We start from the raw sequence: 26,632 nt of genomic DNA, 5'->3' as shown, positions 1-26,632 counted from the left end.
CAGTCTGCTTTTCTCTATATAAAAGGAGATTTTCAATTTAAGATTGCGGTACAGTCATATCACCAGAGTGAATACGACCTGCTTTTTTAAGAGCAATGTAAAGTATATAAGAAACAGCTACTGGAATGATGATATAAGTGATTACCATCGCTGGGACAACTTCCCATCCTTCGCTGGAAATTAAATTAATTGGTGCGATAAGAGAACTTAATCCAAGACCTGCAATTTCTTTTCCTGCTTCCAGTTGGAAAATTAATGCTGATACAGGACCAACTATAGCACTGGCGACGACTGTTGGGACGAGAATCATTGGATTTTTAGTGATATTTGGCAACTGTACTTTCGGAGTACAAAGAGCTTGAGCTAATATACCACCTAAATTATTTTCTTTCGCTGAGATGACAGAGAATCCGATAAACTGAGCTACACATCCAGCAAGAGCAGCACCGCCTGCAACACCGTCTAAGCTAAGTGCGATCGCTAACGCAGCTGATGAAGCTGGAGAGATGAGTAATAGTCCCCAAACGACTGCAATGACGATAGAAGCGATAAACGGGCTACCAGCTGAACTATCTTTAATAAACGCTCCAACTGTGTTTAACACAGGAGTAATATTATGAGACAACCAAATACCGACTAAACCAGAACCTAATATGGCCGCAAATGGAACGAGCATCATATCTAACGCAGTTTTTCCACTTAAACGTTTACCAATATATACAGCTAAAGTCGCTGTTAATAATGCACCGATTGGCTCACCTGTTTTAATGATTAGGCCTGCTTCAGTAATTGAAATGGATCCGGCACCAATTGCTCCAGCTACCATAGCCGAGAAGATTACAAGACCGTTTGCACCGAGCATAAAAGCAATTCCGGCACCAATGGCTGGTGCCATAAGTGATTTTGCAACAACTCCGATTGTAATAAGCAATGGAATATCAACAATTCTTCCTATATTTTCGATTAGTAAACCAATTCCAAGGGATACGAAAATACCTTGTGCGATTCCAGCTGATGCTTTAAATACACGAGACATTATATATTCCTTCATTTGTTTCACCTTCTCCTATAAGTTAGTAACCAATTGTTTTCATATAATCACGTAACATATCGTTTGATTTTGCGAATCGAGATTCTTCATCCTCTGTTAAATTTAGTTCTACAATTTCTTTCATACCATCTCTAGTAATAATAGCTGGTACTCCTGTACAAATATCATATTCACCGTACTCACCATCTAAAATGGCTGATACAGCAATTACACGGTGATCATCATTAAAGATTGAGCTCGCAATATACGCTAGAGAATTTCCGATTCCGTAATAAGTAGTACCTTTTCGTTTATAAATTTCCCATCCAGCTTTTGCAGTCTTCTCAACAATTTCATCTAAATCTATTTCACCAAATTGGTCTTTTTTCTCCTCTAAAATTTGTAGAATCGGCTTTCCACCAACAGTTACGTGAGACCAAGCAACCATTTGAGAATCACCATGTTCTCCTAGAGAATACCCATGAATACTACGAGGATCTACATGTAACATTTCAGATAAAATTGTTCGTAAGCGAGAAGAATCTAGTGATGTACCAGTACCGATCACACGATTTCTAGGTAATCCAGATAATTTCCACACTTGATATGTAATAATATCAACTGGGTTCGATGCAAGTAAGAAAATACCATCAAATCCACTTTCCATTACGCCGCCAACAATACTTTCCATAATCTTAGCGCTCGCTCCTAAAGTATCTAAGCGACTTTGTCCAGGTTTTGGTGCTGGTCCTGCTGTAATAATAACGATATCCATATCTTTGCAGTCTTCATAGCTTCCTGCATATACTTTTGTTCTTGTATTTGTAAAGTTAATGCAGTGTGATAAATCCATTGCTTCCCCAACTGCACGTTCATGATTTATATCAATTAATAATAGTTCTTCGCAAATGCCTTGATTTACAATGGAATATGCACAACTTGATCCAACTAATCCAGTACCGATAATTGCAATTTTTCTTGTATTTCTTTTCATAGCAATCTCTCCTAATTGATCATATAATCTATTTCTTTTGTTCTTTACACTCCTAATTATAGAGATTCCCACGATAGAAACCATGGATACTTTGTGAAATGTTGAGCAAACTTTTGTCCTTTTTGTGAATTGTTATATTCCATTTTCGTCATATTTGTTACAACTGGAAAAATATTTATTATATATTTATTGACATGCCCAAAACAAAAAAACGAGCGACTTCATTCGCTCGTTTTTTTATCCCCTTATTCCGCACTTAATTGACCTTTTAATTGCTGTACAATCATTGGGTTAGCAGGTGCAGCTGGCTTATAATAACTCTTTTGCTTTGCGTACTCATACATATTACGTTGACGCATCTCATCTTGATTACGAATTTGGATTAACGTTTGATGTAACTGTTCATTATCAGACTGAGAAATATAATTTGCATAACTTGTTAAACTTGCATTTAACCCTGCTAAATAATCATTTACCATATCTTTTTCATTCATGTTCTGCTTCCTCCTATCCTAGAAAAGTCATTAATTGCTGTTTCGTATTTCGTGCATCTTGCGCATCCTTTTGTAGCATTTGTTTCAGTTGTGGATCTGTACACGTCTGTGCATACTGCTCCAACTTGTTAATAATTGTTGCGTGTCCACCAATTAAATGACGTAAGTTTTCTACTTCAAGCTCTGTTAAGTTTTGCATAGAATACTCCTACCTTTCTTTATTCGTTCACTGTTAGTATTTAGCTCTTTTTTGATTGTATACATGAATTAGCTTTTTCACGTGCATACAAAATAAAAGATGAATAGCTAAGCCATTCATCTTTTATACTGGTTATGTATTTATTTTTATAGAGACACAATCATACTTATACTCACAAGTAAGTTCCATACAATGTGTAAAATAATACTAGGTATAATAGATTGCGTCTTTTTGTATAACATTGCAAATACCATTCCCATAATCGTTGCCGTAATTAGAAGACCTCCATGAAGAATTCCAAAAATGAAGGAAGAAATAATGATACCAACTAAAAAATTATATTTCTTTTCTAAAAATCGATATAAAATACCTCGAAATAGAATTTCTTCTTTAACCGGTGTAATTATAGCAACACTTAACACATATATAATACTTTGTATGCTATTTTGAATCCCGAAGCTCCCTAATTGTTCCTTCTGTTCTGCTGCACTTTCAAAACTAAACACATGTAACGTTAAATATTGTGATAACGCAATGACTATAAAACCAATTAATAGATATAAATATGTCTTCCCATTCTTCAAAACGGATACATCCCAAATAGATTTAATAAAATGAAGAACTGGTTTATAAGCTAATAAAACGATAGCAACAACAGCTGCATCAAATAAGAGTAAATAATATCCTTCTAAATTAGTACTTAATACTTCTTCTCCATAAATCTCAAAGGCTAAACCAAGGAATAATCCTCCTAGGAGTGAACTCCCTATAATCATTGCTATCGTTACAAATAGATTTTTATATGTTATATTCTCTATTTTTCTTTCCACACTATACGCTTCTAACACTGTTTTACTCACAGTATCCCTCCAGTTATTCTCATTTATCTTAATAAAACCCTTTAATTGAAATATAAAGATAATATAACAAAATTTCCAAAAAGAATAATATGCAATTTTACATATTATGAAAACTTTATATTTTATAGTTTTAGGAATAGGATTGCTATGCAATAATTATTATATGAAATTTCAAAAAACACTTCCTATCCACCATAACCCTCGCATCATATAAAACTTATTAGTTAAAGGAGCAATGAACATGAAAACACATGACTTCCTTACAGAAATCCAGAAAGGTTCTGAGCCTAGTCCATATCAAGATCCTATCGCATTTATTTTCGTTTGCCTTTCCTTAGCCATATACACATTTTTCAAACCAGCTAAATAATATCATTTAACAAGAAAGAGCCTCTAAACCATTAGAGACTCTTTTCCAGTTAATATCTTCTTTTTAAAACTACGATAGTTAAAGCATAAGAACAAAGTACCCCTGCTAATAAAAATGCATTTGCTAATTTATACTGTTCACCTGTCAATGAATATAGATTCCCAATTAAAAAGATAACTAAATATAGAAATAAAAATACAAACAATGAAATTTTAGCTGCATTCCCTGTAATATGCTCGCCTCTTTCATCTTCCCCTTCATTCTTCTGAAAACGTGTTGAATATAAAACACCTATTAGCCCTGCTACTGAGATTATTATCCCTATTACAATACTCATTCCGTTTCCCCCTCTATCTTATATTGAAAAACTTCATGAAACTCCTTACCTAAAATATGTGCAATTTCAAAAGCTAAAATTAAAGATGGATTATAACGATTCGCTTCAATTGAGGCGATTGTTTGTCTACTTACCCCAGCTTTGTTCGCTAAATCTGTTTGTGACCAGCGCTTTTCTGCTCTGAGTACAACGAGATTATTTTGTAAATTCCCACTTTGTTTCATAACCTCTCCTTGTTTTACATTATTTTCTATATTTTGATTGTAATTTATTTTTAACATCATGTAAACTATTTTTAACATAAATAAAGTGAAACTTTAATCCTCCCACCTACCATTCTTTTGGAATCATATGCACTAAAAAAACCTTAGAATCGCTTCTAAGGTTTTTAGTTGCCTCGCTTCTTATTTAATTTCTCATTCCATGTAATCCTTTAATAAACGTTTCCAATAATACATGTAAACTTGTATCTAAATCTAGCGGCAAACCAAATCCACCCTGCTGTTCAATCGACGCAAATCCATGACAAATACTTCTGAATCCACGTGTCGCATGAAGTGCATTCTCTCCTTCTAAGCCGTATTGTTGTAAAACATGAAGACAAAGCTTCACAATTCCGTCTCCTGCTTTTCTTACTTCTTCATCTCGTAAAAAGGTTGCTTCATACAGTCCAGGATGTTTGCGTACGAATGCTACATACGCTTCTCCTAATGCATGAATTGCTTCATCCATACGTTTATTCTCGGTCGCTTCTTCCAGCTTGTTATGCAGCTGTTGTATTCCGTAAATACCAAGATGTTTCCGTACATCTTGTAACCCTTTCACATGATTATATAGTGAGGGAGAACGTATCCCTAACGTTTGCGCTAATGAAGCTAACGTTACTTCTTGTATTCCATTTGCATCTGCTATTTCTGCAGCTGTTTCTATAATTTTCTGTAATGTAAGTCCGATTCTCGGTGACATAAATTAACCCTCTTTCTTACTTTCTATATTCCGCTTCGCTTCCTTAATAGCAAGCTCTATGACAACCCCTGGATCCTTTATCATTTTTCCGTGCCCTGCCGCAAGCAAGGAAGGCTCATATTCTCTTAACTTCTCTGCACTTTGTAATGATATGTCTTTGCTCCACGTTGCCATCGCCGGAAACGGAAACCAAAATTTCATTTGTCCTGAAACAGCCATACCTCCTCTTGTTTGGAATGCATCCCCGACAATCAGAGCTTTATTTCTTACATCAAGAAACGACATGGAGCCTGGTGTATGTCCCGGTGTTATAATCGCAAGAAGCGATCCAACTCGGTCGCCATCTTCTAATAAAACATCAGGTACCGTTTTTATCTTTTTAGGTACACCGCCTTTTATTGGCGTATTTGGTTCATCCTTTTGTAACGTCGTATCTCCTTCTAACAGCTTTGCGTCCCTCTTAGAAATATAGACTGGAACATGAGGAATTACTTCCTTTAATGCGTCTAATGCACCGATGTGATCATCATGCGCATGTGTTAATACAATCTTAGTAATTGGTTTCCCTATTTTCTCAGCCGCCTGCAAGATCCCTTTTGCGCTATATGGCAAAGCAGCATCAATTAAAGTTAAACCATCTTCTTCCTCCAAAAAGTAACAATTTACAGGAAACACTCTTGGCAAAAATGACAATTGATATACCGTTTTTTCATGTATCATTCTCATATTTCCATCTCCCTTTTCACGAAAACTAATACCATTAGTTTTATTATACTAATGTCATTAGTTTTATGTCACTAAAAATTTCTTTTTTTCAAAAAAAATAACAGTAGTCGTTTATACGACTACTGTTATTTAAAGGTATTAAACTGTGTAACGCTCATCTTCTAAAATTTTCGCAGCGATCTCACGTTTCTTCGGAATTACGTTAAGTGGTGTGTGGCGAGTTAATTTACGTAATGATGATAACATCATGCGCAGCATGTCGCCGTTTTCAACTGCGATAAGTGTTTCTTTCGCATCTGCTTCGATTTCGTTGAATGCTTCTTGGCAGAATACTTCAGTGTATAACACTTTTTGTTTATTCTTTTCAAGGCCAGTTGTTTTAATTGCTTTTTCTGTACGAAGAACAGCAGACTCCATTGCGTATAGGTTGCTTACGATGTCAGCGATATTCACAAGAATTTCTTGCTCTTTATCTAGTGCTTTACCGTATTTTTGAGCTGCTAATCCAGCTACCATTAAGCCGATTTTTTTCGCGTTAGTTACTAAATATTTTTGAAGTGCTAATGGCTCATCGCCTACTTCTTCTGGCATCATCATCATTAACTCTTCTTGTAATTTTTGTGCTTTTTGAAGAAGCGGTAATTCACCTTTCATCGCTTTACGTAAGAACGTACCTGGTACGATTAGGCGGTTAATTTCGTTCGTTCCTTCGAAAATACGGTTAATACGAGAGTCACGGTACATTCTTTCAATCTCGTACTCTGCCATAAATCCGTAACCACCATGAATTTGAACACCTTCATCTACTGTATAATCTAGTACTTCAGAACCGAATACTTTATTTAAAGAACACTCGATTGCATATTCAGCGATAGAAGCTGCTACTGCTTTACCGTCTTTTACTTCTTCTTCAGATAATGTGCTCATGCGGCTTTCGAATAGACCTACTGTACGATATACAGAGCTTTCAGCTGCATATGTTTTCGCTGCCATATTCGCAAGTTTCTCTTGAATTAATGGGAATCGAGCGATTGGTTGTTTGAACTGTTGACGTTGGTTTGCATATTGTGCTGAAATTTCTACTGCACGTTTCGCAGATCCAACTGTACCAACACCTAATTTATAACGGCCGATATTTAAAATGTTGAACGCGATAATATGACCTTTACCGATTTCACCAAGTAAGTTTTCTTTCGGTACTAATGCATCTTCTAAAATTAAAGTACGAGTTGATGAACATTTAATACCCATTTTCTTTTCTTCTGGGCTTGTAGATACGCCAGCATACTCTTTCTCTACGATAAATGCTGAGAAGTGCTCTCCATCAATTTTTGCGTATACGATAAATACATCAGCAAATGCAGAGTTTGTAATCCATTGTTTTTCACCGTTTAATACGTAATGTGTACCTTCTGCATTTAAACGTGCAGTTGTTTTTGCGCCTAATGCGTCAGATCCTGAACCTGGCTCTGTTAATGCGTATGCAGCTAATTTTTCACCAGTTGCAAGTAATGGTAAATACTTTTTCTTTTGCTCTTCGTTACCGAATAACACGATTGGTAAAGATCCGATACCTACGTGAGCACCGTGAGTAATTGCAAAGCCACCAGCGCGAGAGAATTTCTCTGCGATTAACGCTGAGCTTACTTTATCAAGACCAATTCCGCCGTACTCTTCTGGTACGTCAGCGCCTAATAAACCAAGTTCCCCAGCTTCTTTTAAAAGACGAACAGAACGATCAAACTCGTGTTGCTCTAAATATTCAAGCTCTGGAAGAACTTCATTCACAATAAAGTCCTCTGTCGTTTTTGCAATCATTTTATGCTCAGATGAAAAATCCTCTGGCGTAAACACTTGATCAATCGTAATCTCATCAACTAAAAAGCTACCGCCTTTAACCGCATTTCCTACTGTTTTTTCCATGAAAATTTCCTCCTTCATATTTTCATAAGCCGCTTCTCTCATTTTGAAAGAAGCTGGCTCTCAATTTTATTTTTTATAAACCTTTGTCGCTTCCATTCTTTTCTTTAGCGTCGTCTCGTTCTGAGCGAGCCACCTGCACTTTTTTTCAATCCAGTTCCGGTGGCTAGAACAGTCGATCGTTTCACCCCTTCCTGTGAGGCAAAAAGCGCCTCTTCGTCAGGGCTTCCAACGCCCTCTTGTTCTGAGCAAGCCACCTGCACTTTTTTCAATCCAGTTCCAGCGGCTAGAATGTTCGGTGGCTTCGCTTCTTCCTGCGAGGCAAAGAGCGCCTCTACGTCTGAAGCTCCATCCCCCTCACATTCTGAGCGAGCCGCTTCCACTTTTTTTATAGTAATTCAAACACTCCCGCTGCTCCCATTCCGCCGCCGATACACATTGTTACGATACCGAATTGTTGGTTGCGGCGTTTCATTTCGTGAATAAGAGATAGTGTTAGTTTGGCTCCTGTACAGCCAAGTGGATGTCCAAGTGCGATTGCACCGCCGTTTACGTTTACTTTTTCTTCATCTAAACCAAGTTCACGAATAACTTGGATTGATTGAGAAGCGAATGCTTCATTTAGTTCGAATAGGCCAATATCAGATAGCTCTAAACCAGCTAATTTTAACGCCTTTGGAATTGCAGCGATTGGACCGATTCCCATTACTTCTGGTGGTACGCCAGCTACTGCAAATGAACGGAATTTCGCAAGTGGCTTCATACCATCACTCACTGCTTTTTCACGATCCATTAATAGTACAGATGCTGCACCGTCACTCATTTGTGAAGAGTTACCAGCTGTTACAGAACCGCGAACGTTAAATGCTGGACGTAATTTACCTAAAATGTCTAGCGACGTTTCTGCTCTTACACCTTCGTCTTGTGCGAAAATGATTGTTTCTTCTTGCAGCTTGTTATTTGATCCAACAGTACGTAACGTTACATCTACAGATACTGTTTCATCAGCAAAGTTCCCTGCAGCTAATGCTTTCGCAGCACGTTGATGACTTCTTACTGCAAATGCATCTTGCTCTTCACGAGAAATCCCATATTTCACAGCAACTTGCTCTGCTGTATGTCCCATACCCATATAATATTCTGGAGCTGCTTCTACAAGGCGACTATTCGGACGAACAACGTGTCCCATCATCGGAACTAAACTCATTGATTCCGCTCCGCCTGATAATACAGCTTCCGAGTGACCAAGCATAATGCGCTCTGCTCCGTAAGCGATACTTTGTAAACCTGAAGAACAGTAACGGTTAATCGTAATAGCTGGAACATCGTAAGAAAGTCCTGCTAGTCCGCCGATATTACGAGCCATGTTCAAGCCTTGCTCTGCTTCTGGCATCGCACAACCGAAAATTAAATCGTCGATTGGTCCTTCATAATTCGCACGCTTTAACGTTTCCTTTACTACTAATGCCCCTAGATCGTCAGGACGAACTGTTTTTAATGAACCCCTCTTTGCTTTTCCAATTGGTGTTCTTGCTCCCGCAACAATGACAGCTTCTCTCATGAACGATATCTCCCCTCGTTATTAGTTACGTAATGGCTTTCCTTTTACAAGCATGTGCTGCATTCTTGCTTGTGATTTCATCTCACTTACTAAGCTAATAAATGCTTCACGTTCTACATCTAATAAATACTGCTCATCAACTTCTGTTCCGTACGGCACTTTTCCGCCCGCAATGACATATGCAAGTTTCTTCGCAATGTGAAGATCATGTTCAGAAATGTAACCTGATAAATGCATTGCTTCTGCACCAAGTACAAGAGTTGCATATCCTGTTTCACCAACAACTGGTATCTTTTTACGGATCGGTGCTTTATAGCCAGCTTCATATAAAGCAAGTGCTTTTTGTTTCGCATCATATAGTAAATGATCACCATTCACACTAATACCGTCTTTATCGCCTAAGAAGTTGTTCGATACAGCTTCTTGTGCTGATGTAGAAACTTTCGCCATCGCTACAGATTCGAATACTTTATTCGCAACTTTTTGCAGATCAAACTCTACACCGTTTGGCATTTTATTTAAGTGTTTAATGTATAGCTCTTTATTACCGCCTCCGCCAGGGATTAAGCCAACCCCAACTTCTACTAAGCCCATATACGTTTCGCTAGAAGCTTGAATGCTAGCTGCTGGTAAGCAAACTTCTGTACCTCCGCCAAGCGTCATACCGTATGGTGCTGCTACAACTGGCTTAGAAGAGTACTTAATTTTCGTCATCGCATCTTGGAAGTTTTTAACAACTAACTCGATTTCAAAGTAGTTGTCATCTTGTGCTTCCATTAAGATCATCGCTAGGTTCGCACCAACGCAGAAGTTCTTCGATTGGTTACCGATAACAAGACCTTTATAATTCTTCTCTACTTCATCAACAGCGTAGTTAATCATTTGCGTAATATCCATACCGATTGCATTGCTCTTCGAATGGAATTCTAAGCAAAGGATGCCGTCACCTAAATCGATTAAGCTCGCTCCGCTATTTTTCTTTAATACGCCATTTTTCGCTTTTAATTGTTTAAGGGAAATTGCCTTTTTATTACGTTCGATTCGCTTATATTCGCCATTATCGTAATAGTAGCTATCTCCGTTATCATGTTTGTAGAAAGTAGTGAAACCTTTCTCTAACATTTCTTTCACCCAAGTCGGAACAACTACGCCGTTTTCTTCCATCTTTTGAACGGACTTTTCAACGCCAATTGCATCCCAAACTTCAAATGGTCCTTGCTCCCAGCCGAAGCCCCACTTCATCGCTTGGTCAATTGCAACGATATCGTCAGCAATTTCTTTATGAAGTTTTGCAGAGTATAAAAGAGTCGGTGTGATGATGTTCCATAACAACTCTCCTGCGCGGTCTTTCGCGTATACAAGCGCTTTCAATTTATTCGATAAACCTTTTTCTTGTTTACTTAACTCGATAGATGCAGCTTTTAATTTTTTGCGAGCTTCGTATTCCATCGTTTCAGGATTCAATTCTAAAATTTCTTTTCCTTGTTTTAAGAAGAAGCCTTGACCTGTTTTACTTCCAAGCCATTTTTTATCAAGCATGTCATGCATGAAAGCTGGTACTTTAAATACATCACGCTCTTCTTCTTGTACGTTTTCATATACGTTATTTGCAACGTGTACGAATGTATCTAAACCGACAACATCTAATGTACGGAACGTTGCGCTCTTCGGACGGCCAATAAGTGGGCCTGTTACAGAATCAACTTCCCCAATGCTATAGCCGCGTTTTATCATCTCTTGAAGAGTTACTAATAAACCGTACGTACCGATGCGGTTTCCAATAAAGTTTGGTGTGTCTTTTGCGATAACAACGCCTTTTCCAAGAACGTCTTCGCCAAATAGTTTCATGAAGCTTAATACTTGTGGATCTGTTTCTTTCGTCGGTATTACCTCTAGAAGTTTTAAATATCGTGGTGGGTTAAAAAAGTGTGTGCCTAAGAAGTGCTTCTGGAAGTCGTCTGAACGACCTTCTGCCATTTTTTCTACTGAAATGCCTGACGTATTCGAGCTTACAATAGAACCCGGTTTACGAACAGCATCTACTTTTTCAAATAGTTTCTTTTTAATATCTAAGTTTTCAACTACTACTTCAATAATCCAATCTACATCAGCTAGACGCTCAAGATCATCTTCTAAGTTACCTGCTTCAATCAGTGCTAGATTTCCTTTCACTGTCAGAGGAGCTGGTTTTTGCTTTAATAGTTTTTGCACAGCCGTATTACTAAAACGATTTCTCACACTTTTATGTTCTAATGTAAGTCCCTTCGCTTCCTCTTCTTTTGTTAGCGCAGGTGGTACAATATCAAGCAATAATGTCGGAATACCAATATTAGCTAAGTGTGCCGCAATCCCTGAACCCATTACGCCTGAACCTAGAACAGCAGCCTTTTTAATTTGGAACATCCAATTCTCCCCCTATTCTTGAATGAATGCTCATTCAATTTTTCGACATAAGTCGCAATCAATGAGTGAGCCTCTACTAATAAATATATGATACAGTTTGAATTTTCGCAATATATTTATTGATAAAATTTTCAGAAATAAATATTTTTCTTTTATTTGCCCATGCTATATATATGTATTTTCTTCACTTAAATACACTTTTCCTTTTTATAATCTGACGAAACTGGAGGAATATATATGGCAAAACTTAAGAAGAACCCTTCAAAAGCTGGAATTAGCGCAGCAAGCGTAACTGGAAATGCAGGTCCTCATAATCACGGTGTGGAAAAAGGACGCCAAGGTAATAACCAACAGTATAAGAAGCATAATATGGGCGAAAAATAACGGTATATTTTTGGGCAGAAAACGTGGCATAATGGGTAATGGCTGCTTTTTCTGCCCAATTTATTTGTACATATGGAAAACAAAAGAGGGAACGATGATGAAACGAACAATAGTTATGATTGTAATGATTGCCACACTATTTACAGGGATGATTTTTTTCTCTTACGCACAAAGACAACAAGCTGTAAGAGCCGATCAACCTAGCATTACTGGGCAATACGGAATTACAATCGATGCAGACACAGGTGAAATTTTGTATGGGAAACGTGAAGACGAGCGGTCTTATCCGGCTAGTATAGCCAAAATGATGACAACCCTTCTCTTACTAGAGAACGTAAAAGAAGATGAAGAAATTACTATTACAGAGAACGCAATTAAAACAGAGAGTCAAAGTAAAAAAATTAAACTTCGTGCTGGGGAAAAGTTAAAACGAGATGAGGCATTAAAACTGATGCTTATCATTAGTGCAGATCCAATAGCTGAATCCATCGCAGAACATATCGCAGGATCAAAAAATGAATTTGTAAAAATGATGAATGCTAGAGCGAAGGAACTTGGTACAAAGCATGCGACTTTCAAAAATGCAAGTGGTGCTGATGCACTCGGAAATAAAGTATCACCTTATGACATTGCTATGATTACGAAAGAAGCATTAAAGTACCCTGTTGTTCTAGAATATATGAATTCAACACGTACAACTCTACATACTTCAGAACGCTCTCCAAAAATCGCAAACTATGGACGAGAAGAACTATATGACGATCCATATGCAATTGGAAGTAAAAGTGGTCTATCAGCACTCGGAAAATATACGGTCGTAACAGTGGATGAAAAAGACGGTAAACGCGTCATTAATGTTGTATTATCTTCTACTCGCGCGCAACTATATCCTGATACGAAGAAAATGGCACATTACGCCTTTCAGCAATTAAAATAACCAAGGAGTATTTTCTCCTTGGTTATTTTTTAACCATACCTTTTAATACGAACGCAACGTTTGCTGGACGCTCTGCTAGACGACGCATGAAGTAGCCATACCAGTCGTTTCCATAAGGTACATAAACACGCATTTTGTAACCTTCTTTTACTAGCTCAAGTTGACGCTCATTACGAATACCATATAACATTTGGAATTCAAATTGGTCTCTTGGAATGTTGTGTTCTTCGGCAAGTTTTTTCGTATATTCAATAATCGCTTCGTCATGTGAAGCAATTGCAGTATAATTTCCATTTAATAAGTGCATTTTAATAATTTTTTTATAATTGTCATCTACATCTTTCTTGTCCGGGAACGCCACTTCTTCGGGTTCTTTATAAGCACCTTTTACAAGACGTAAATTAGGATTGTAAGCATTTAAGTCCTCAATATCTTTTTCTGTACGATATAGGTAAGCTTGAATAACAGTACCAATATTATCGTATTCAGATTTTAACTGTTTAAAGATATCAATTGTTTTTCCACAGCGTGTATAGTCTTCCATATCAATTGTAACAAACACACCATTTTCTTTTGCAGCTTCTAAAATGCGGCGCATATTGTTCATTACGATTTCATCAGAGATGTCTAATCCCATAGAAGTCATTTTTAAAGAAAGCTGCGAATCAAGACCTTCTCTTCCAATTGCACGGATTGCTTCAATCGATTGGGTAGCCATTTCATTTGCTTCCGCTTCATTATCAACGAATTCCCCTAAATAATCGATTGTTACACAAAGACCTTGCTTGTTTAATGCCTGAATAGCTGCTGTCGCTAATTCAATCGTCTCCCCTGCGACGAAGCGACCTGCACCAAAGCGTAAACCGTACTTTTTAGCCAGTTTTGTTAGCGCTTTATTTTTAGATAAGAAAAGAAACGAATTTCGCATTAATTGTTCCATGTAATTCACCCCTATGACTTGATTTATCTGTTTTTTACCCCTCTTCAAAATTATATCATTGTTTAAAATTATTGGATACAAATAATTATTTAGATAATTTATAAAATACTATAAAAACATTTAAAACCCTATATTCTCGCTTATAAATATGCAGGAAATATTTTTCGACATTTAGAAAAAACGAGTTTACTAGGCACAAAATAAGCATGTCGAAAATATTCGACATGCTTATAAAACCCTTTATATTCCATGTAAATTATATGAGGATATTAATAAAGAAAACTTGATGTAACATTCACCTCAAGTTTTCTCACTGCTCATTTCTCTTCTCTTCATTCATTTTTTTAATGTCCGTAATTAGCTTCACCATCTCTTCTTTCGCATCTGGATACGTCTCATTCCAATGCTTCACTAAAGCTGGCATCGTCTTGGCAATATAAGAATAAAGTGCCCACTTCTGCACCTGTTCTTTTCTCTCTTCATTGCTCTCTCCCAGTAATAGTTCCGTGTATTTCTCTAACAACCCGTCAAATTGTTCGTTAAACTTTTCATTCATCTTATTTACCTCCTATATGAAAAAAGCAGCGGAAATCGCTGCTTTTTCTTATAATTTTGATCGAACAGAGTTTAATTTTTTCTCCATTGTGCTTACTTTATCACGACGATCATCGATACGAATTGTTGTTGCAACGCGCTGTGCACCTTTCGTATATGGAACTTCATGCATTTGTTGAATTACTTCTAGAATGACAGGAAGATCTCCTTCAATAACTGTATTCATTGGTGTTAATTGATACTTCACGCGATCTGCATTTTTCTCTAGCACCTTTTGTACTTCTGCTACATATTCACTAACACTTGGATTACCCGTTCCTACTGGAATAATCGATACGTCAACAATTGCCATAGTAGTCTTCCTCCTATACTTGCTTCTTATATATCCATTCTCTATTTTACCGAAATACTCGTCATTTTACTAATTTGTTATTCCTCTATTTTAAACTGCTCAACTAATCTTTCTAAGTCTCTCATATGCTCCGTCAAACTTTCCATCGTATGAGCTACCTTTTCTAGATGATCCACTTGAGATTCAGTTGCAGCATTTACTTCTTCAGAAACAGCTGCGCTTTCTTGACTCGTACTAGCAATTGTATGCATTACCGTTGTAATTTCTCCTTGCTCGTGACCAATATTATGTACCTCTTCGACAATTTGTTCCACTGAAGTACTAATCGTATTTACAACTGACATAATTGTGCGGAATTCCGCCTCTGCCTCTGTCGTAACGTTATTTTGCACATCCGCAATATCTTTTAATTTACTTACAACTTCTACAACTCGTTTTACCTCTACTTGTACATCACCAATCATTGTTGCGATTTCTCCTGTCGCCTCTTTCGATTGTTCTGCTAACTTTCGAACTTCTTCAGCAACAACAGCAAACCCTTTACCTTGTTCACCTGCACGCGCCGCTTCAATCGAAGCATTTAAAGCAAGTAAATTCGTTTGATCCGAAATACCCTTTATAAGCTCTACAACATTTTGAATCGATCCAACTCTTTGCTCTAACTTTCCGGATGCTTCCTCTGTATGAACAACAATCGAAGATGATTGGCCCCTTGTACGAACTAAATTCCGCATCGTATTTAATCCTTGCTTAGATGCCTCTTCAGCTTTGCCAGCCACTCCTTTTATTTCACCAACAGAGTTATTCATTTGTTCCACTGACTGCGCCATATTCTCGAGCTGCTCTGAAACTTCATCTACACTATTAGCAAGCGTAGAAGCTCCTCCGCTCACATCATCCATTGCACCTGATACTTCTCTACTAGCTGCTACAGTTTCATTCGTTAAATAATGTAGATTGCTCGTTGATTGTTGCACTGTTGATACACTATTTTTAATTTTACTTACCATCTCATTCATTTGCTCAACCATATGATTAAAATGGTTCGTCAGTTCTCCAACTTCGTCCTTACTTGTCACTTTCATTCGTAACGTTAAATCACCTTCTGCTACTTTTTGAACGTGATTCGTTAATAGTTGCAGTGGTCTTGCTAATCTTCTTGAGAACAAGTATGAAGCTACGATCCCAACTAATAAGCTAATACATGCCATTATAATGACTGTATTTCTCGTACTATTTAATAGCTCATCAATCGTTTCTTTCGGATAAAAAATTCCTATCTTCCATTTCATCAAATCAAATGACTGACTATAAACAACTACATCTTCACCTTTTAATGTAGTGACAGCATATTTTGTTACCTCTTTATTTAAACTCTTCACAAGTGGCTCTTTCGAAACATCTTTCCCGATTTTCTCTGGGTAAACAAGAGCCATATTTTTATCATTTATAATAAACATTTCTCCGCCGTTATTGTATTGAATATTATGAAGTAACTTCTGAATTGTTCCAAGTGATACATCCATCGCTACAACACCTAATACAGATCCATCTTGAGCTGTAATTGCTTTAGACACTCCCACACTTAGCTTACCTGTAGCAATTTCATACATAGGTTGTCCCCAGTGAACCTTTTTCACATCAGCTTCTGAGTCTTTATACCAAGGTCTTGTCGTTGGGTCATATCCTTCTGGCACTTGTCCACCTTCAGCAAGATTGGCACTTAATGTTTTTTTATCTTTCGTACCAATATATAAGTCTAAAATGCCAGGATGATTCTTTTTATACTCCGAAAACTCTTTCGTCAAAAATGCTTCCTCTTCTGGAGTGACTCCATCTTGAAGCATATTACGAATCATCTCACTGCTCGCATAATACCCCATATCTTCATCCGTTCTTTGAACAAATGTCGTAAGTTGCTCTGTCACAAGATCCATCGTATTTTGAGAATACTGGTCTAAGGAGCGCACTTCCTTCTCTTTCTGTAATTGATACATAGCTGTACCTAATATTACAAACATCATAGAAATAAGAACCGAAAATACTACCGCAATTTTTAAACGTAAACTTCTCAACATCTTCCCCCAAGCATCCCCTTCATGTTGTATTGTAATCGTATTAATCACTATATTAAGTATAATGGATAAAATTAAAAAATTGAAATTAATTCTCCTCCCAATCTGAGTAGAAAACTTACAACCACTTGTGTAAAAACAAATAGTTCATTATCCTTAAGCTATACAATCTCATTCGTTCGGAGGGAACTATGTTACAAAAATTCGGTTTCTCACAATATGAAAGCCAAGCTTACGAAGTTGTCGTATCGAGCAACGAACCATTAGATGCTACAACGATTGTGAAGCATTCTGGTGTTCCAAAAGCCAAAATATATGAAGTGCTTGCACGCCTAATCGATAAAGGAATGGTAATGGATTCTGTTTCAGAAAAGAAAAAGCTGTATACAGCATTACCACTCAAGCTAGCAATTGAAAAATTAACGACAGAGTTTCAATCAAATATTGAAGAATTGGAAACGAATATATCAAAAAAATCATTTACAGATGACCGTGTGTGGAGCTTAAAAATGCAATCTTCTATTCGAGTTCAAAGTAAAGAACTCATCGAAAGTGCAAAAGAATCAATTCGCATTTCAGCTTGGAATGATACCCTTTTAGAATATCTTCCTTTATTAGAAGAAAAGGCAAAACAAGGCGTCAAAACCGAGTCCCTTATCGTTGGAAAAGTAGAAACAGACTTAGAAAACATGCATTTTCTAATCCCAGCCGAAGAGCCTAACGCGCTAGAGCGATACTTACTGCTCATCGTTGACGACCGTGAAATTTTATTTGCTGGTGTAGAGCAAGAGTCATGGCAAGCAATGAAAACAATGTCACAACCTTTCGTGAAGTTCTTTACAGAATTTTTCTATCATGACGTTGCACTTGCAAAGATTACCCAGAAACACCATGATCTATTTATGGAAGATGAGGAAATTAAGAGTTTGTTGATGAAGTTGAGATACTAAAAAAACGCCCTTATTACAAGGCGTTTTTTTTCTACATTTCTTTTCTATTTTTCATCCTTAACACATAAGTACCAGCAATAATAAAACCAATTCCTAAAACGAATAAAGCCGTAAATTCATTGCCGACGCCGCCAGTAGCTGGCAAACTCACTTCATTATGAATATTAGCTTGTTGTACCGGCTTCACATCAGCAGAAGGTTTCACTTCCCCATTCGGTGTTGGCTTATTTGGCTTAGAAGGAAGCGATGCCTTTTCTTCTTTCTTATTTTTCACAATATGTTTAATAATTTCTCCGTCCTCTTTTATTTCAAATGCGAACGTCTCTTCATTTATTACATATCCATTTGGCGCGATTGTTTCTTTATACGTGTACTTTCCGTATGGTAGTTTAAATTTCGCTACACCTTTTTCATCCGTTTTCCCTTTTACTACTTCTTTCCCTTGTTCGTTGTAGATTGTAAATTCTGCATTCGGTAACTTCGTATTTCCATCCGCTACATCTACTTTCGTTATTTCTAACTCGCCTTCTACCTTCTTATCTTGAACGATATGTTTAATAATTTCTCCATTCTCTTTTATTTCAAATACGAATGTCTCTTCATTTATTACATATCCATTTGGCGCGATTGTTTCTTTATACGTGTACTTTCCGTATGGTAATTTAAATTTCGCTACACCTTTTTCATCCGTTTTCCCTTTTACTACTTCTTTCCCTTGTTCGTTGTAGATTGTAAATTCTGTATTCGGTAACTTCGTATTTCCATCCGCTACATCTACTTTCGTTATTTCTAACTCGCCTTCTACCTTCTTATCTTGAACGATATGTTTAATAATTTCTCCATTCTCTTTTATTTCAAATACGAATGTCTCTTCATTTATTACATATCCATTTGGCGCGATTGTTTCTTTATACGTGTACTTTCCATATGGTAATTTAAATTTCGCTACACCTTTTTCATCCGTTTTCCCTTTTACTACTTCTTTCCCTTGTTCGTTGTAGATTGTAAATTCTGTATTCGGTAACTTCGTATTTCCATCCGCTACATCTACTTTCGTTATTTCTAATTCACCTTTTACATTTTCATTTTTCAGCTCTAATACAGCTGTTTCACCAGTTTTCACTTCAATTTTTTTAACACTTCCGTCTAACACATATCCAGCTGGCGCTTGAATTTCTTTGACACTATATATACCGATTGGAAGATTACCTAACTCCGCAATCCCCTTATCATTAGTGGTAACATTTTGTTTAAAGTTTTCATTAGAAACTTCAAACACCGCTCCTTTTAATAATTCCTTTTTTTCTCCTAATTTCATAATCTTTAAAGAGCCTACTGATTCCCAATTTACAACTAAATCTGTACTGATTTTCTCACTATTTCTTTGTAACAATACCGTTGTATTTTGAACTTTTTCTGACCCTTTAAAAGCTATCGCTTGTAAATTTGTTAACGTAGACTTCACTTTCATTTTAAAATTACCACTACTCGTATCTTTCGGGATTAAGATTTTGAATTTTTCGTTAATTGATAATATGCTTTTCTCTTCTCCATTTTCATTTACAATTCGAAGCCCTTTAGGAGCATTTTCAGGAAGAATTGTATAAGAGCCAGATACCGCATTTGTTTGTACTGCATAAAATCCTGTTTCTAAATAATCTCCTTTTTGTGTAGCAGTTTGTGGATCTACAAGATTAACTTTAAAGAATACATCTTGTGATCCAGTTTCTTTTTTTGAAGCCTCTACTAAACGCTTCATAAGATTATGTACACGTTCATTTTTTGCAACTAAATCTTCTTCCGTTAATTCATTTGCTGCAATCCATACTGCTAATTGTGTAGCATAATGCGCTTCTTCCGTTGTCGCTACACCTAATTCAGATGGGCTTTTTTGAGGATATCCATTTAATAAAATACGATATACGGCATCAGATGTTTTCCCCATCTCAGGCAAATCGTCCCCATTGGGTGAACGTAAATCAGGCGTTAAACAATACGCAATACTACCCGAAGCCGTTTTAATTATTTCTGTCTTTATTTCACGCTGTTTCGAATTACTATAGCTCCAATCCATTTTATATGTTTCTCTGTTCATTACTTCTGCCTTTACTTGTGGCATTGCAATTCCTAACAAAATAATAAGAGCACTTAAAAAACTAAACCATTTTCCTACCATCTTTCGTTTCATTCTCTCCACCACCATATATAAATTTCTACATGAAGCAATCTTACTGTTTCATTGTACTTATAGTAAAAAAAAGAGAATAGGTGGTTTTTTTGTAGTATCTTGTCGAATTGTTGAGAAAGTTTCACAGTAATAAGCAACTTTAAAATTGTTTGCTCTCCTGCTACTATTGACAAATAAATATTACATGTTTTCAATTTTCAAACATAATAAAAAAGACACTTTATAAGTGCCTTTTTAACTTACGAGAAACAAATTTCAAACGAATACATATTACTTATCTTTTTCCTTTATCTCCATCAACAGCTCAATGATTTTCTCATTTTGCTCCACTTGCTTCTCAGAGTTTTGATAGATGCAACGAATCCATCCTAATACAAAAACAACTACAACTATCGGTAATAGTGCAAGTATTACACCGAATATCGAGAAGTTAAACATCATTTCTCCATCACCTCGCTACATACAACTTTCTCCATATACCCACTAAAACCTGCAAAATTTTACAAATAAAAAAAGAACCTATCAAACGATAGATTCTTCTTTCGCGAACTGAGTAGAACGTCCTCTCGTAATCGAGAAAATCGCACAAAGCAGCGCTAGTATAATAAAGCCGCCTCCTACCCAAGCATTATATATAACAGATGATTTTTCAATAACAACTCCGCCTACTGTTGAACCGAGCGCAATTCCTAAGTGAAGGGCAGAATTATTTAAACTTTGCTGAATACCAGCCGATTCTGGTGCAATTTCAATTAAATAATTTTGTTGTGCTGGCGAAATAGCCCAGCTCAGCATACTCCAAAGTCCCATCATAATAATGAACAGTGGGAATGAGAATGTCATCATTGGCAATAGGAAGATCGCAAACGCAAATATGATAATAATTGAGATAATGCTTTTCTTTGATCCCCATTTATCCGCAAGCCAGCCTCCGAAGCCGCCTCCAATTACTGCTGCGATTCCGAAAATGAAGTAAAATACACTAATCCAATTCGCTTCAACATGCATGATATCTTTTAAGAAAGGTGTTAAATATGCATATAGTGTTAAATGACCCGTTAAAAATAAAAATGACGTTAACTGTGCACTGACGATTTTTTTATCTTTTAACGTAGCGATTTGCTCTCTTATCGATAACACTGATGTCGGTGGTACTTTCGTTAAAAATAATGAAATACAAGCAATTGCCATAACTGTTAATACCGAAATTAATACAAATGGTGCACGCCATCCATATGCATTTCCAAGTACAAGACCAAGTGGTACCCCAAGTACAAGTGACCCACTAATCCCCATGAAAATGATTCCAATTGCACGCGCACGAAAATGTGGTTCTACAACGCTAGAAGCAAGTGTTACTGACAGTGCAATAATAAGCGAGCCACTCGCTGCACAAATAACCCTTGAGAACATTAACATCCCGTAATTCACACTACATGCTGAAATGATATTTCCGATTAAGAAAATCGATAATGCCCCAATATACAATTTCTTTCTTTCAAACTTCCCGGTTAAAGCTAATAAAACCGGACCCGATAAAGCAAATACTACTGAAAATATTGTTATCAGCTGACCAGCTGCACTAATAGATACGCCTAAATCATTGGCAACTAAATCGAGCGTTCCTCCTATAATTAGCTCAACCGTTCCGACTACGAAAGCCGCGATAGCTAAAATATACACACGAAAATTCAAGTCTTTCCCCACGCTTTCTATTTTGGTTACTACTATTATAGTAACCAAAATAGAAAGTGGATGCAAGTACAATTTTTTTACAGTAAAAAAGGTAGGCGTATTATACGCCTACCCTTCAATCATGACACTTCCGTTTTGTTCTTCTTATTTAAATACCAATACACCGGAAGTCCAGTAAAGACAATTCCAATTGATAAGAAACAACTTACCGGATCATTAATAATCGCACTACCGATTACAAAGAACGAACCTAAAATCGCAACGATTGGTACGATTGGAAATAACGGTACACTGTATGCACGCTCTTTATTCTTATTACGCTTTCTTAAAATGAAGACACCAATAAACGTCATTACATAGAAAATATAAATAATGAATACGGAAATCTCAGATAGCTTATTCGGATCACTAATAATCATTAAAATAATTCCTAAAATGATTTCAACAGTTATTGCATTTGCGGGTGTTTTAAATCTTGGACTTTCCTTTGCGATAAACTTAGAAAATGGCAGTTGTCCACGTTCTGCCATCGACATCGGGATACGTGGGAACGTTAAAATCTTTCCATTTAAACAACCGAAAATAGAAACGATAATACCGATACTAATAATTTTTCCGCCATATTCTCCAAGTAACATGCCCGCAGCTGTCGCTGTAGCATTTTCTCCAAGGTCTACAATTTGTGTTGCTGGTAATACATTTAGTAACGCTAAGTTAATTGATACGTAAGCAGCCGTTACAATTAAAATACCAACCGTCATCGCTTTCGGTAATAACTTTGTTGGATTTTTCATCTCTCCACCAATCGAAGCAAGTAGAATCCAGCCGTCATAAGCAAATAACGTTGCTAAAATTGCCATACCGATACTTTGATTTTCTGATATCGGCACAACTACGTTAAAGATATCACTATTCCCTTTCCAAAAACCTAACACAACAATTAAAACGATTGGAATCATCTTCCCAATTGTCGTAACCGTTTGGACGATACCTCCATATTTTGTTCCCATACTATTTACAACGCCAAGGAACACAACTGTTCCAATTGCGATTGGTAAATTCCATACTTTATCTAAATAGAAAAAATTAATCATTAAAGAACTAAAGTACAAGCCTAATGTTCCAATAATAGCTGGTCCATAAACAATCGTTTGCATCCAGCCTGATAAATATCCCCAAAAACTTCCGTAGATCTCCTCTAAATACGTATACAACCCACCATTTTTCGGGATTTGCGCTCCAATTTCAGCTACTGTTAAACCACTCGCTAGCGTCAACAGACCACCAATTACCCAAGCAAGAATAGCCATATTAGAACTCCCCGAGTAATCTAATACGCTCCCTGGTTTCATAAACACACCAGATCCTATAATCGTTCCTACTACGATAGAAAGTGCTACTGTTAAACCAATTTTATTCTTCTCATCATGATGCATGCTGCGTATCCTCCTTCCAATTCTAGTGTGATGCAAAAATGAAATAAAAAAACACTCCTCCCTAAAAAAGGGACGAGTGTTGTATTCGTGGTTCCACCCTTGTTTCAATTCGTAAAGTAACACACTTCACCAATTTCTCAAGTCTAAATAACGGTTTTTGCCGGCAAGCAATTACTAGGTATCCGTTCACTGCTGCAGTTCAGAGGTGGTAATCCATTTTTCCGTATTAGGAAGCTCACAGCCAAGGGCTTCCCTCTCTGAGAATCGTAAAAAATCGATCGTGTCCTCATCATCACTTCTTGATGTCGAATTTTGTAGTTATTGTTCATTATATTGAATTGTTAGAAAAAATCAATATATTTTTTTATATAACATAAGAAATATTTCTCTTCTTATATTATAACAGAAGATACGACACTTCTCTAATTCCCTAAAAATGGTATGATCCATCTAGGAGGTGCACGAATAATGATTGCTGTTTTTTGTATCATCGCTACATTTCTTTCTGTTCTATTCGCTATCATGTACAGGCACAAGTATCCTAGTTATAGCATTTTAACGGTAGCTATTATACCAGCTGTTTCCTTCTACGTGTTAGGTAAGTATCAATACACAGAGGTGTTTATCGGTTTTGCAATCTTCTACTGTGTCTTTGGATACATACTAACAATGAAAAAAATTTCAACGAATCATTAAAAGGGACCGATTTCTGCTGACAGAAATCGGTCCTCGCACGTACCTTTCGGTTGCCCACACGAAAGATACGACATAGTTCAATTATTTATCTTCATTTTTCATAAAAAATTTACCCCTCATTAACGGGCAGTAAAACTTCCACCTTAAAATCCAGCGAATACAAGGATGAAGTTGGAATATTAACTGCCCGTAAAAGCCCGATTGGTGAGGGCTAATAATCAGTGGAAATGCATCACTGATTAAAGTTTCACTTTATGATGCGGAAGATCCACATTCAATGCCTCTAATTGTTTCTTTTCATTCTCTAAAATTGATTTCGCTTTTTCTTTCGTTTCCTCATCTAATCCCGCAAAAATGTCTTCATGTTTCTCTTTCTCTGGAAGTTTCACACCTAGCTTCGTTAATTCTTCTTTTGCTTGCTCATGAGTTAATTTCCCGGATTTTTCTTGTTCAAAAATAGACTTTGCTTTTTCTTTTGTTGCTTCATCTAAGTCAGCAAGCATGTCTTTACGCTTACCTTTCTCAGGGAATTTCACACCTAGCTTTGCTAATTCTTCTTTTGCTTGTTCACGAGTTAATTTCCCGGATTTTTCTTGTTCAAAAATAGACTTTGCCTTTTCTTTTGTTGTTTCATCTAAGTCAGCAAGCATGTCTTTACGCTTACCTTTCTCAGGGAATTTCACACCTAGTTTTGTTAATTCTTCTTTTGCTTGTTCACGTGTTAGTTTCCCAGATTTCTCTTGCTCTAAAATTGATTTCGCTTTTTCTTTTGTTGCCTCATCCAAGTTAGCAAACATATCACCATGCTTACCCTTCTCTGGCATTTTCACGCCTAACTTCGTTAATTCTTCTTTTGCTTGTTCACGTGTTAATTTACCAGATTTCTCTTGCTCTAAAATTGACTTCGCTTTTTCTTTCGTTTGCTCATCTAATCCTGCGAACATGTCTTTACGTTTCTCTTTCTCCGGAAGCTTTACACCTAGTTCCTCTAACTGTTTCTTTGTATCGTCCATAATCGTTTTTACTTTTTGTTTTGTGGCGTCATCTAAATCTTTTTTCGCCGTTTTTGTAGACTGCTCAGCTGCTGGAGTATTCGTTGCCGCAAATGCCGGAATACCGACTCCTCCAATAATTCCGAATGATAAAGCACCTGCAATCGCTAAATACCCAACTGTTTTCTTCTTCATAGGAAATTTCCTCCTTCATAGTTCTAAAGCATGTACACTTTCGTATACAATGCCTATAGTAATGTTGGTTTCTTAACATTTCCTTAACGACTTAACAAAAAAAAACGCCGCTCATCCCGAGCGGCGTTTTTCTAAGCTTTTTGTAATTGTAATTCTTCACGTTCCATTATTCTTCTTAATACAATTGTTTGTGTCATTGTAAATAAATTACCCGTTATCCAGTACAACACAAGTCCTGATGGCGCCGCAAATCCCATAAATAGAATCATTGCCGGCATCATAATTTGCTGCATTTTCAGCATCTGTACTTGTTCTCCAGGTGTAATATTAGATTGGAAAACTTTCATCTGAATAAATGTCGTTAGCGCTGCAAGAATTGGTAATATGTGATACGGATCTGCATGTCCTAAGTTCACCCATAAAAATGAAGATGTGCGAATCTCTTCTGTTCGGCTAATCGCATAATACAAAGCAGAGAAAATCGGCATTTGTATTAATAGTGGCCAGCAACCAGCAAGTGGATTCCAACCCCCTGATTTCATTAGTTCTGACATTTCTTTTTGATACTGCTTTTGTTTTTCAAGATCTTTGCCTACATCACCGTATTTTTTCTTGAGCTTCTGCAATTCAGGTTGCATTTTTTTCATTTTCGCTTGGCTACGATATTGCGAAATAGCTAATGGAATCATTGCTGAACGAATAACGAGCGTCATAATAATGATAGCAATCCCGAAGCTAGCTCCTGGTATATGATGAGCAACAAATTGAATCATAAACGAGATTGGATACACGAAATAATGATCCCAAATTCCCGCACTATGTGCATCAATTGGGGCTGCATTACTGCAACCAGATAAAACAAAAACAAGTAATAATGATAAACTAACGAGCACAGCTCGGTATGATTTTAACATGTTCATTCCTCCAATGTTTCGTAATTATTTAGCGAAACATTGGTGTATACGGACCTACCTCGTCATTCTCTTCACTTGATTCTTGTCTGCGCACAGATCGAATCATTCCATATTTATAAAAAATAGAGAAAAGCGGTACATTACCAGTACCCTCTTCACACGTATTAACTAGTTTAAAAGCTCTTTGTCTACCGCTTGATGCTTGCTGACGCACAAAACGAGAAACGTTAGCAAGGAAGAAAACTTCTAACAAACAAAGCGCCGTCGTTACAAACGATATATATAGAATTGCATCCTGCAATAAAAATTCCATCGCTTCACATCCTTAATAAGATCATTTTAGCACATTCAACAAACATTCTCTATTTCCTTTTATTTTCAAAAAAAGTATTTTGCATATTTTCTCAAGAAAACAATAATTAAGAAACATTGTATTCGCTTTCTTTAGTATATTCACACACAT

28 protein-coding genes and 1 other annotated feature are annotated in these 26,632 nt (G+C 36.7%); of the genes, 5 read left to right on the top strand and 23 right to left on the bottom strand.

All coding sequences use genetic code 11. The features are described from left to right. Positions 1–37: 37 nt before the first annotated feature. The 5 genes from ACUN28_RS03975 to ACUN28_RS03955 form a co-directional block, all read right to left on the bottom strand. Positions 38–1,051 (bottom strand): PTS transporter subunit IIC, encoded by a 1,014-nt coding sequence (locus ACUN28_RS03975; protein ID WP_000666176.1) that lies wholly within the window; start codon positions 1,049–1,051, stop codon positions 38–40. Positions 1,052–1,073: 22 nt separating this feature from the next. After that, complete coding sequence (locus tag ACUN28_RS03970; protein WP_016085687.1) at positions 1,074–2,024, bottom strand: L-lactate dehydrogenase; 951 nt, start codon at positions 2,022–2,024, stop codon at positions 1,074–1,076. Between the two features lie 245 nt (positions 2,025–2,269). Then, positions 2,270–2,518: a spore coat protein gene (locus ACUN28_RS03965; RefSeq protein WP_001002991.1), complete on the bottom strand. Its 249-nt coding sequence runs from the start codon at positions 2,516–2,518 to the stop codon at positions 2,270–2,272. A 13-nt stretch (positions 2,519–2,531) separates the two neighbouring features. Then, entirely contained in the window at positions 2,532–2,717 is a 186-nt protein-coding gene (locus ACUN28_RS03960; RefSeq protein WP_001180555.1) for a hypothetical protein, read from the bottom strand. Positions 2,718–2,863: 146 nt separating this feature from the next. Continuing rightward, a complete protein-coding gene (locus ACUN28_RS03955; protein WP_016085686.1) occupies positions 2,864–3,577 on the bottom strand; it encodes a CPBP family intramembrane glutamic endopeptidase in 714 nt (237 codons plus the stop codon). A gap of 241 nt (positions 3,578–3,818) precedes the next feature. Between ACUN28_RS03955 and ACUN28_RS03950 the strand changes: the two genes are divergently transcribed. Then, the gene (locus tag ACUN28_RS03950; RefSeq protein WP_000848031.1) at positions 3,819–3,947 is read left to right on the top strand and encodes a hypothetical protein; all 129 of its coding nucleotides are present in this window, start codon (positions 3,819–3,821) and stop codon (positions 3,945–3,947) included. A gap of 49 nt (positions 3,948–3,996) precedes the next feature. On the opposite strand, the gene ACUN28_RS03945 is transcribed toward ACUN28_RS03950, so the two are convergent. The 7 genes from ACUN28_RS03945 to ACUN28_RS03915 all read right to left on the bottom strand — a co-directional run bounded on the left by ACUN28_RS03945 (position 3,997) and on the right by ACUN28_RS03915 (position 11,860). After that, a complete protein-coding gene (locus tag ACUN28_RS03945) occupies positions 3,997–4,284 on the bottom strand; it encodes a DUF2178 domain-containing protein (protein WP_016085685.1) in 288 nt (95 codons plus the stop codon). After that, positions 4,281–4,508, bottom strand: coding sequence for a helix-turn-helix transcriptional regulator (locus tag ACUN28_RS03940; RefSeq protein WP_000813830.1), 228 nt, complete (start codon positions 4,506–4,508; stop codon positions 4,281–4,283). The genes ACUN28_RS03945 and ACUN28_RS03940 overlap by 4 nt, the downstream gene beginning before the upstream one ends. A gap of 184 nt (positions 4,509–4,692) precedes the next feature. Next, complete coding sequence (locus tag ACUN28_RS03935; protein WP_016085684.1) at positions 4,693–5,250, bottom strand: TetR/AcrR family transcriptional regulator; 558 nt, start codon at positions 5,248–5,250, stop codon at positions 4,693–4,695. A 3-nt stretch (positions 5,251–5,253) separates the two neighbouring features. Next, positions 5,254–5,976 carry an MBL fold metallo-hydrolase gene (locus ACUN28_RS03930; protein WP_445423352.1) on the bottom strand — a complete coding sequence of 241 codons (723 nt, stop codon included), beginning with the start codon at positions 5,974–5,976 and terminating at the stop codon, positions 5,254–5,256. Between the two features lie 138 nt (positions 5,977–6,114). Next, positions 6,115–7,899 carry an acyl-CoA dehydrogenase family protein gene (locus ACUN28_RS03925; RefSeq protein WP_000416287.1) on the bottom strand — a complete coding sequence of 595 codons (1,785 nt, stop codon included), beginning with the start codon at positions 7,897–7,899 and terminating at the stop codon, positions 6,115–6,117. Positions 7,900–8,284: 385 nt separating this feature from the next. Then, a complete protein-coding gene (locus ACUN28_RS03920; RefSeq protein ID WP_001206340.1) occupies positions 8,285–9,457 on the bottom strand; it encodes an acetyl-CoA C-acetyltransferase in 1,173 nt (390 codons plus the stop codon). A gap of 21 nt (positions 9,458–9,478) precedes the next feature. Continuing rightward, on the bottom strand, positions 9,479–11,860 hold the full coding sequence (locus ACUN28_RS03915; protein WP_016085681.1) for a 3-hydroxyacyl-CoA dehydrogenase/enoyl-CoA hydratase family protein: 2,382 nt from the start codon (positions 11,858–11,860) through the stop codon (positions 9,479–9,481). Positions 11,861–12,097: 237 nt separating this feature from the next. On the opposite strand from ACUN28_RS03915, the gene ACUN28_RS03910 reads away from it, so the two are divergent. Both ACUN28_RS03910 and ACUN28_RS03905 read left to right on the top strand, forming a co-directional pair. Next, positions 12,098–12,244, top strand: coding sequence for a YuzL family protein (locus ACUN28_RS03910; RefSeq protein ID WP_001096344.1), 147 nt, complete (start codon positions 12,098–12,100; stop codon positions 12,242–12,244). 97 nt (positions 12,245–12,341) lie between these two features. Beyond that, positions 12,342–13,181, top strand: a complete 840-nt coding sequence (locus tag ACUN28_RS03905) for a D-alanyl-D-alanine carboxypeptidase family protein (RefSeq protein WP_033659965.1) — start codon at positions 12,342–12,344, stop codon at positions 13,179–13,181. A 22-nt stretch (positions 13,182–13,203) separates the two neighbouring features. On the opposite strand, the gene ACUN28_RS03900 is transcribed toward ACUN28_RS03905, so the two are convergent. The 4 genes from ACUN28_RS03900 to ACUN28_RS03885 form a co-directional block, all read right to left on the bottom strand. Beyond that, the gene (locus ACUN28_RS03900) at positions 13,204–14,121 is read right to left on the bottom strand and encodes a proline dehydrogenase family protein (RefSeq protein WP_016085679.1); all 918 of its coding nucleotides are present in this window, start codon (positions 14,119–14,121) and stop codon (positions 13,204–13,206) included. A 310-nt stretch (positions 14,122–14,431) separates the two neighbouring features. Continuing rightward, complete coding sequence (locus ACUN28_RS03895; RefSeq protein WP_016085678.1) at positions 14,432–14,677, bottom strand: YusU family protein; 246 nt, start codon at positions 14,675–14,677, stop codon at positions 14,432–14,434. 48 nt (positions 14,678–14,725) lie between these two features. Next, a complete protein-coding gene (locus tag ACUN28_RS03890) occupies positions 14,726–15,028 on the bottom strand; it encodes an MTH1187 family thiamine-binding protein (protein WP_001018862.1) in 303 nt (100 codons plus the stop codon). Between the two features lie 77 nt (positions 15,029–15,105). After that, positions 15,106–17,106: a methyl-accepting chemotaxis protein gene (locus ACUN28_RS03885; RefSeq protein WP_033660216.1), complete on the bottom strand. Its 2,001-nt coding sequence runs from the start codon at positions 17,104–17,106 to the stop codon at positions 15,106–15,108. A gap of 188 nt (positions 17,107–17,294) precedes the next feature. On the opposite strand from ACUN28_RS03885, the gene ACUN28_RS03880 reads away from it, so the two are divergent. After that, positions 17,295–18,053, top strand: coding sequence for a TrmB family transcriptional regulator (locus ACUN28_RS03880; RefSeq protein ID WP_016085676.1), 759 nt, complete (start codon positions 17,295–17,297; stop codon positions 18,051–18,053). A gap of 31 nt (positions 18,054–18,084) precedes the next feature. Here the strand turns inward: ACUN28_RS03880 and ACUN28_RS03875 are convergent, their stop codons facing one another. The 4 genes from ACUN28_RS03875 to ACUN28_RS03860 form a co-directional block, all read right to left on the bottom strand. Continuing rightward, positions 18,085–20,241, bottom strand: a complete 2,157-nt coding sequence (locus ACUN28_RS03875) for a SpaA isopeptide-forming pilin-related protein (protein ID WP_445423351.1) — start codon at positions 20,239–20,241, stop codon at positions 18,085–18,087. 270 nt (positions 20,242–20,511) lie between these two features. Beyond that, positions 20,512–20,682: a hypothetical protein gene (locus ACUN28_RS03870; RefSeq protein ID WP_016085674.1), complete on the bottom strand. Its 171-nt coding sequence runs from the start codon at positions 20,680–20,682 to the stop codon at positions 20,512–20,514. An 81-nt stretch (positions 20,683–20,763) separates the two neighbouring features. After that, the gene (locus ACUN28_RS03865) at positions 20,764–22,008 is read right to left on the bottom strand and encodes an MFS transporter (RefSeq protein WP_098405043.1); all 1,245 of its coding nucleotides are present in this window, start codon (positions 22,006–22,008) and stop codon (positions 20,764–20,766) included. 47 nt (positions 22,009–22,055) lie between these two features. Then, a complete protein-coding gene (locus tag ACUN28_RS03860; RefSeq protein ID WP_016085672.1) occupies positions 22,056–23,372 on the bottom strand; it encodes an APC family permease in 1,317 nt (438 codons plus the stop codon). Between the two features lie 65 nt (positions 23,373–23,437). Further along, positions 23,438–23,674: a binding site (T-box leader), on the bottom strand. 166 nt (positions 23,675–23,840) lie between these two features. Here ACUN28_RS03860 and ACUN28_RS03855 point away from each other — a divergent pair. Then, a complete protein-coding gene (locus ACUN28_RS03855) occupies positions 23,841–24,068 on the top strand; it encodes a hypothetical protein (RefSeq protein WP_016135963.1) in 228 nt (75 codons plus the stop codon). 239 nt (positions 24,069–24,307) lie between these two features. On the opposite strand, the gene ACUN28_RS03850 is transcribed toward ACUN28_RS03855, so the two are convergent. From ACUN28_RS03850 to ACUN28_RS03840, 3 genes are all read right to left on the bottom strand, one after another. Beyond that, on the bottom strand, positions 24,308–25,255 hold the full coding sequence (locus tag ACUN28_RS03850; protein WP_016085670.1) for a hypothetical protein: 948 nt from the start codon (positions 25,253–25,255) through the stop codon (positions 24,308–24,310). Between the two features lie 131 nt (positions 25,256–25,386). Next, positions 25,387–26,169 (bottom strand): membrane protein insertase YidC, encoded by a 783-nt coding sequence (yidC, locus tag ACUN28_RS03845; protein WP_016085669.1) that lies wholly within the window; start codon positions 26,167–26,169, stop codon positions 25,387–25,389. Between the two features lie 28 nt (positions 26,170–26,197). Continuing rightward, positions 26,198–26,482 (bottom strand): hypothetical protein, encoded by a 285-nt coding sequence (locus ACUN28_RS03840; RefSeq protein WP_016085668.1) that lies wholly within the window; start codon positions 26,480–26,482, stop codon positions 26,198–26,200. Positions 26,483–26,632: the final 150 nt, after the last annotated feature.

The sequence above is a fragment of the Bacillus sp. WC2507 genome (assembly GCF_052656125.1).
This window is presented reverse-complemented; position numbering and strand designations above follow the sequence as displayed.

Bases quoted from the DNA above. Each gene is read 5' to 3' on its own strand.
- ACUN28_RS03925 (WP_000416287.1), bottom strand. From the start codon at position 7,899: ATGGAAAAAACAGTAGGAAATGCGGTTAAAGGCGGTAGCTTTTTAGTT.
- ACUN28_RS03880 (WP_016085676.1), top strand. From the start codon at position 17,295: ATGTTACAAAAATTCGGTTTCTCACAATATGAAAGCCAAGCTTACGAA.
- ACUN28_RS03935 (WP_016085684.1), bottom strand. From the start codon at position 5,250: ATGTCACCGAGAATCGGACTTACATTACAGAAAATTATAGAAACAGCT.
- ACUN28_RS03850 (WP_016085670.1), bottom strand. From the start codon at position 25,255: ATGAAGAAGAAAACAGTTGGGTATTTAGCGATTGCAGGTGCTTTATCA.
- ACUN28_RS03875 (WP_445423351.1), bottom strand. From the start codon at position 20,241: ATGAAACGAAAGATGGTAGGAAAATGGTTTAGTTTTTTAAGTGCTCTT.
- ACUN28_RS03975 (WP_000666176.1), bottom strand. From the start codon at position 1,051: ATGAAGGAATATATAATGTCTCGTGTATTTAAAGCATCAGCTGGAATC.
- ACUN28_RS03885 (WP_033660216.1), bottom strand. From the start codon at position 17,106: ATGTTGAGAAGTTTACGTTTAAAAATTGCGGTAGTATTTTCGGTTCTT.
- ACUN28_RS03970 (WP_016085687.1), bottom strand. From the start codon at position 2,024: ATGAAAAGAAATACAAGAAAAATTGCAATTATCGGTACTGGATTAGTT.
- ACUN28_RS03860 (WP_016085672.1), bottom strand. From the start codon at position 23,372: ATGCATCATGATGAGAAGAATAAAATTGGTTTAACAGTAGCACTTTCT.
- ACUN28_RS03960 (WP_001180555.1), bottom strand. From the start codon at position 2,717: ATGCAAAACTTAACAGAGCTTGAAGTAGAAAACTTACGTCATTTAATT.
- ACUN28_RS03895 (WP_016085678.1), bottom strand. From the start codon at position 14,677: ATGAATGAAAAGTTTAACGAACAATTTGACGGGTTGTTAGAGAAATAC.
- ACUN28_RS03905 (WP_033659965.1), top strand. From the start codon at position 12,342: ATGAAACGAACAATAGTTATGATTGTAATGATTGCCACACTATTTACA.
- ACUN28_RS03930 (WP_445423352.1), bottom strand. From the start codon at position 5,976: ATGAGAATGATACATGAAAAAACGGTATATCAATTGTCATTTTTGCCA.
- ACUN28_RS03945 (WP_016085685.1), bottom strand. From the start codon at position 4,284: ATGAGTATTGTAATAGGGATAATAATCTCAGTAGCAGGGCTAATAGGT.
- ACUN28_RS03910 (WP_001096344.1), top strand. From the start codon at position 12,098: ATGGCAAAACTTAAGAAGAACCCTTCAAAAGCTGGAATTAGCGCAGCA.
- ACUN28_RS03870 (WP_016085674.1), bottom strand. From the start codon at position 20,682: ATGATGTTTAACTTCTCGATATTCGGTGTAATACTTGCACTATTACCG.
- yidC (WP_016085669.1), bottom strand. From the start codon at position 26,169: ATGTTAAAATCATACCGAGCTGTGCTCGTTAGTTTATCATTATTACTT.
- ACUN28_RS03920 (WP_001206340.1), bottom strand. From the start codon at position 9,457: ATGAGAGAAGCTGTCATTGTTGCGGGAGCAAGAACACCAATTGGAAAA.
- ACUN28_RS03965 (WP_001002991.1), bottom strand. From the start codon at position 2,518: ATGAATGAAAAAGATATGGTAAATGATTATTTAGCAGGGTTAAATGCA.
- ACUN28_RS03950 (WP_000848031.1), top strand. From the start codon at position 3,819: ATGAAAACACATGACTTCCTTACAGAAATCCAGAAAGGTTCTGAGCCT.
- ACUN28_RS03900 (WP_016085679.1), bottom strand. From the start codon at position 14,121: ATGGAACAATTAATGCGAAATTCGTTTCTTTTCTTATCTAAAAATAAA.
- ACUN28_RS03855 (WP_016135963.1), top strand. From the start codon at position 23,841: ATGATTGCTGTTTTTTGTATCATCGCTACATTTCTTTCTGTTCTATTC.
- ACUN28_RS03890 (WP_001018862.1), bottom strand. From the start codon at position 15,028: ATGGCAATTGTTGACGTATCGATTATTCCAGTAGGAACGGGTAATCCA.
- ACUN28_RS03915 (WP_016085681.1), bottom strand. From the start codon at position 11,860: ATGTTCCAAATTAAAAAGGCTGCTGTTCTAGGTTCAGGCGTAATGGGT.
- ACUN28_RS03840 (WP_016085668.1), bottom strand. From the start codon at position 26,482: ATGGAATTTTTATTGCAGGATGCAATTCTATATATATCGTTTGTAACG.
- ACUN28_RS03940 (WP_000813830.1), bottom strand. From the start codon at position 4,508: ATGAAACAAAGTGGGAATTTACAAAATAATCTCGTTGTACTCAGAGCA.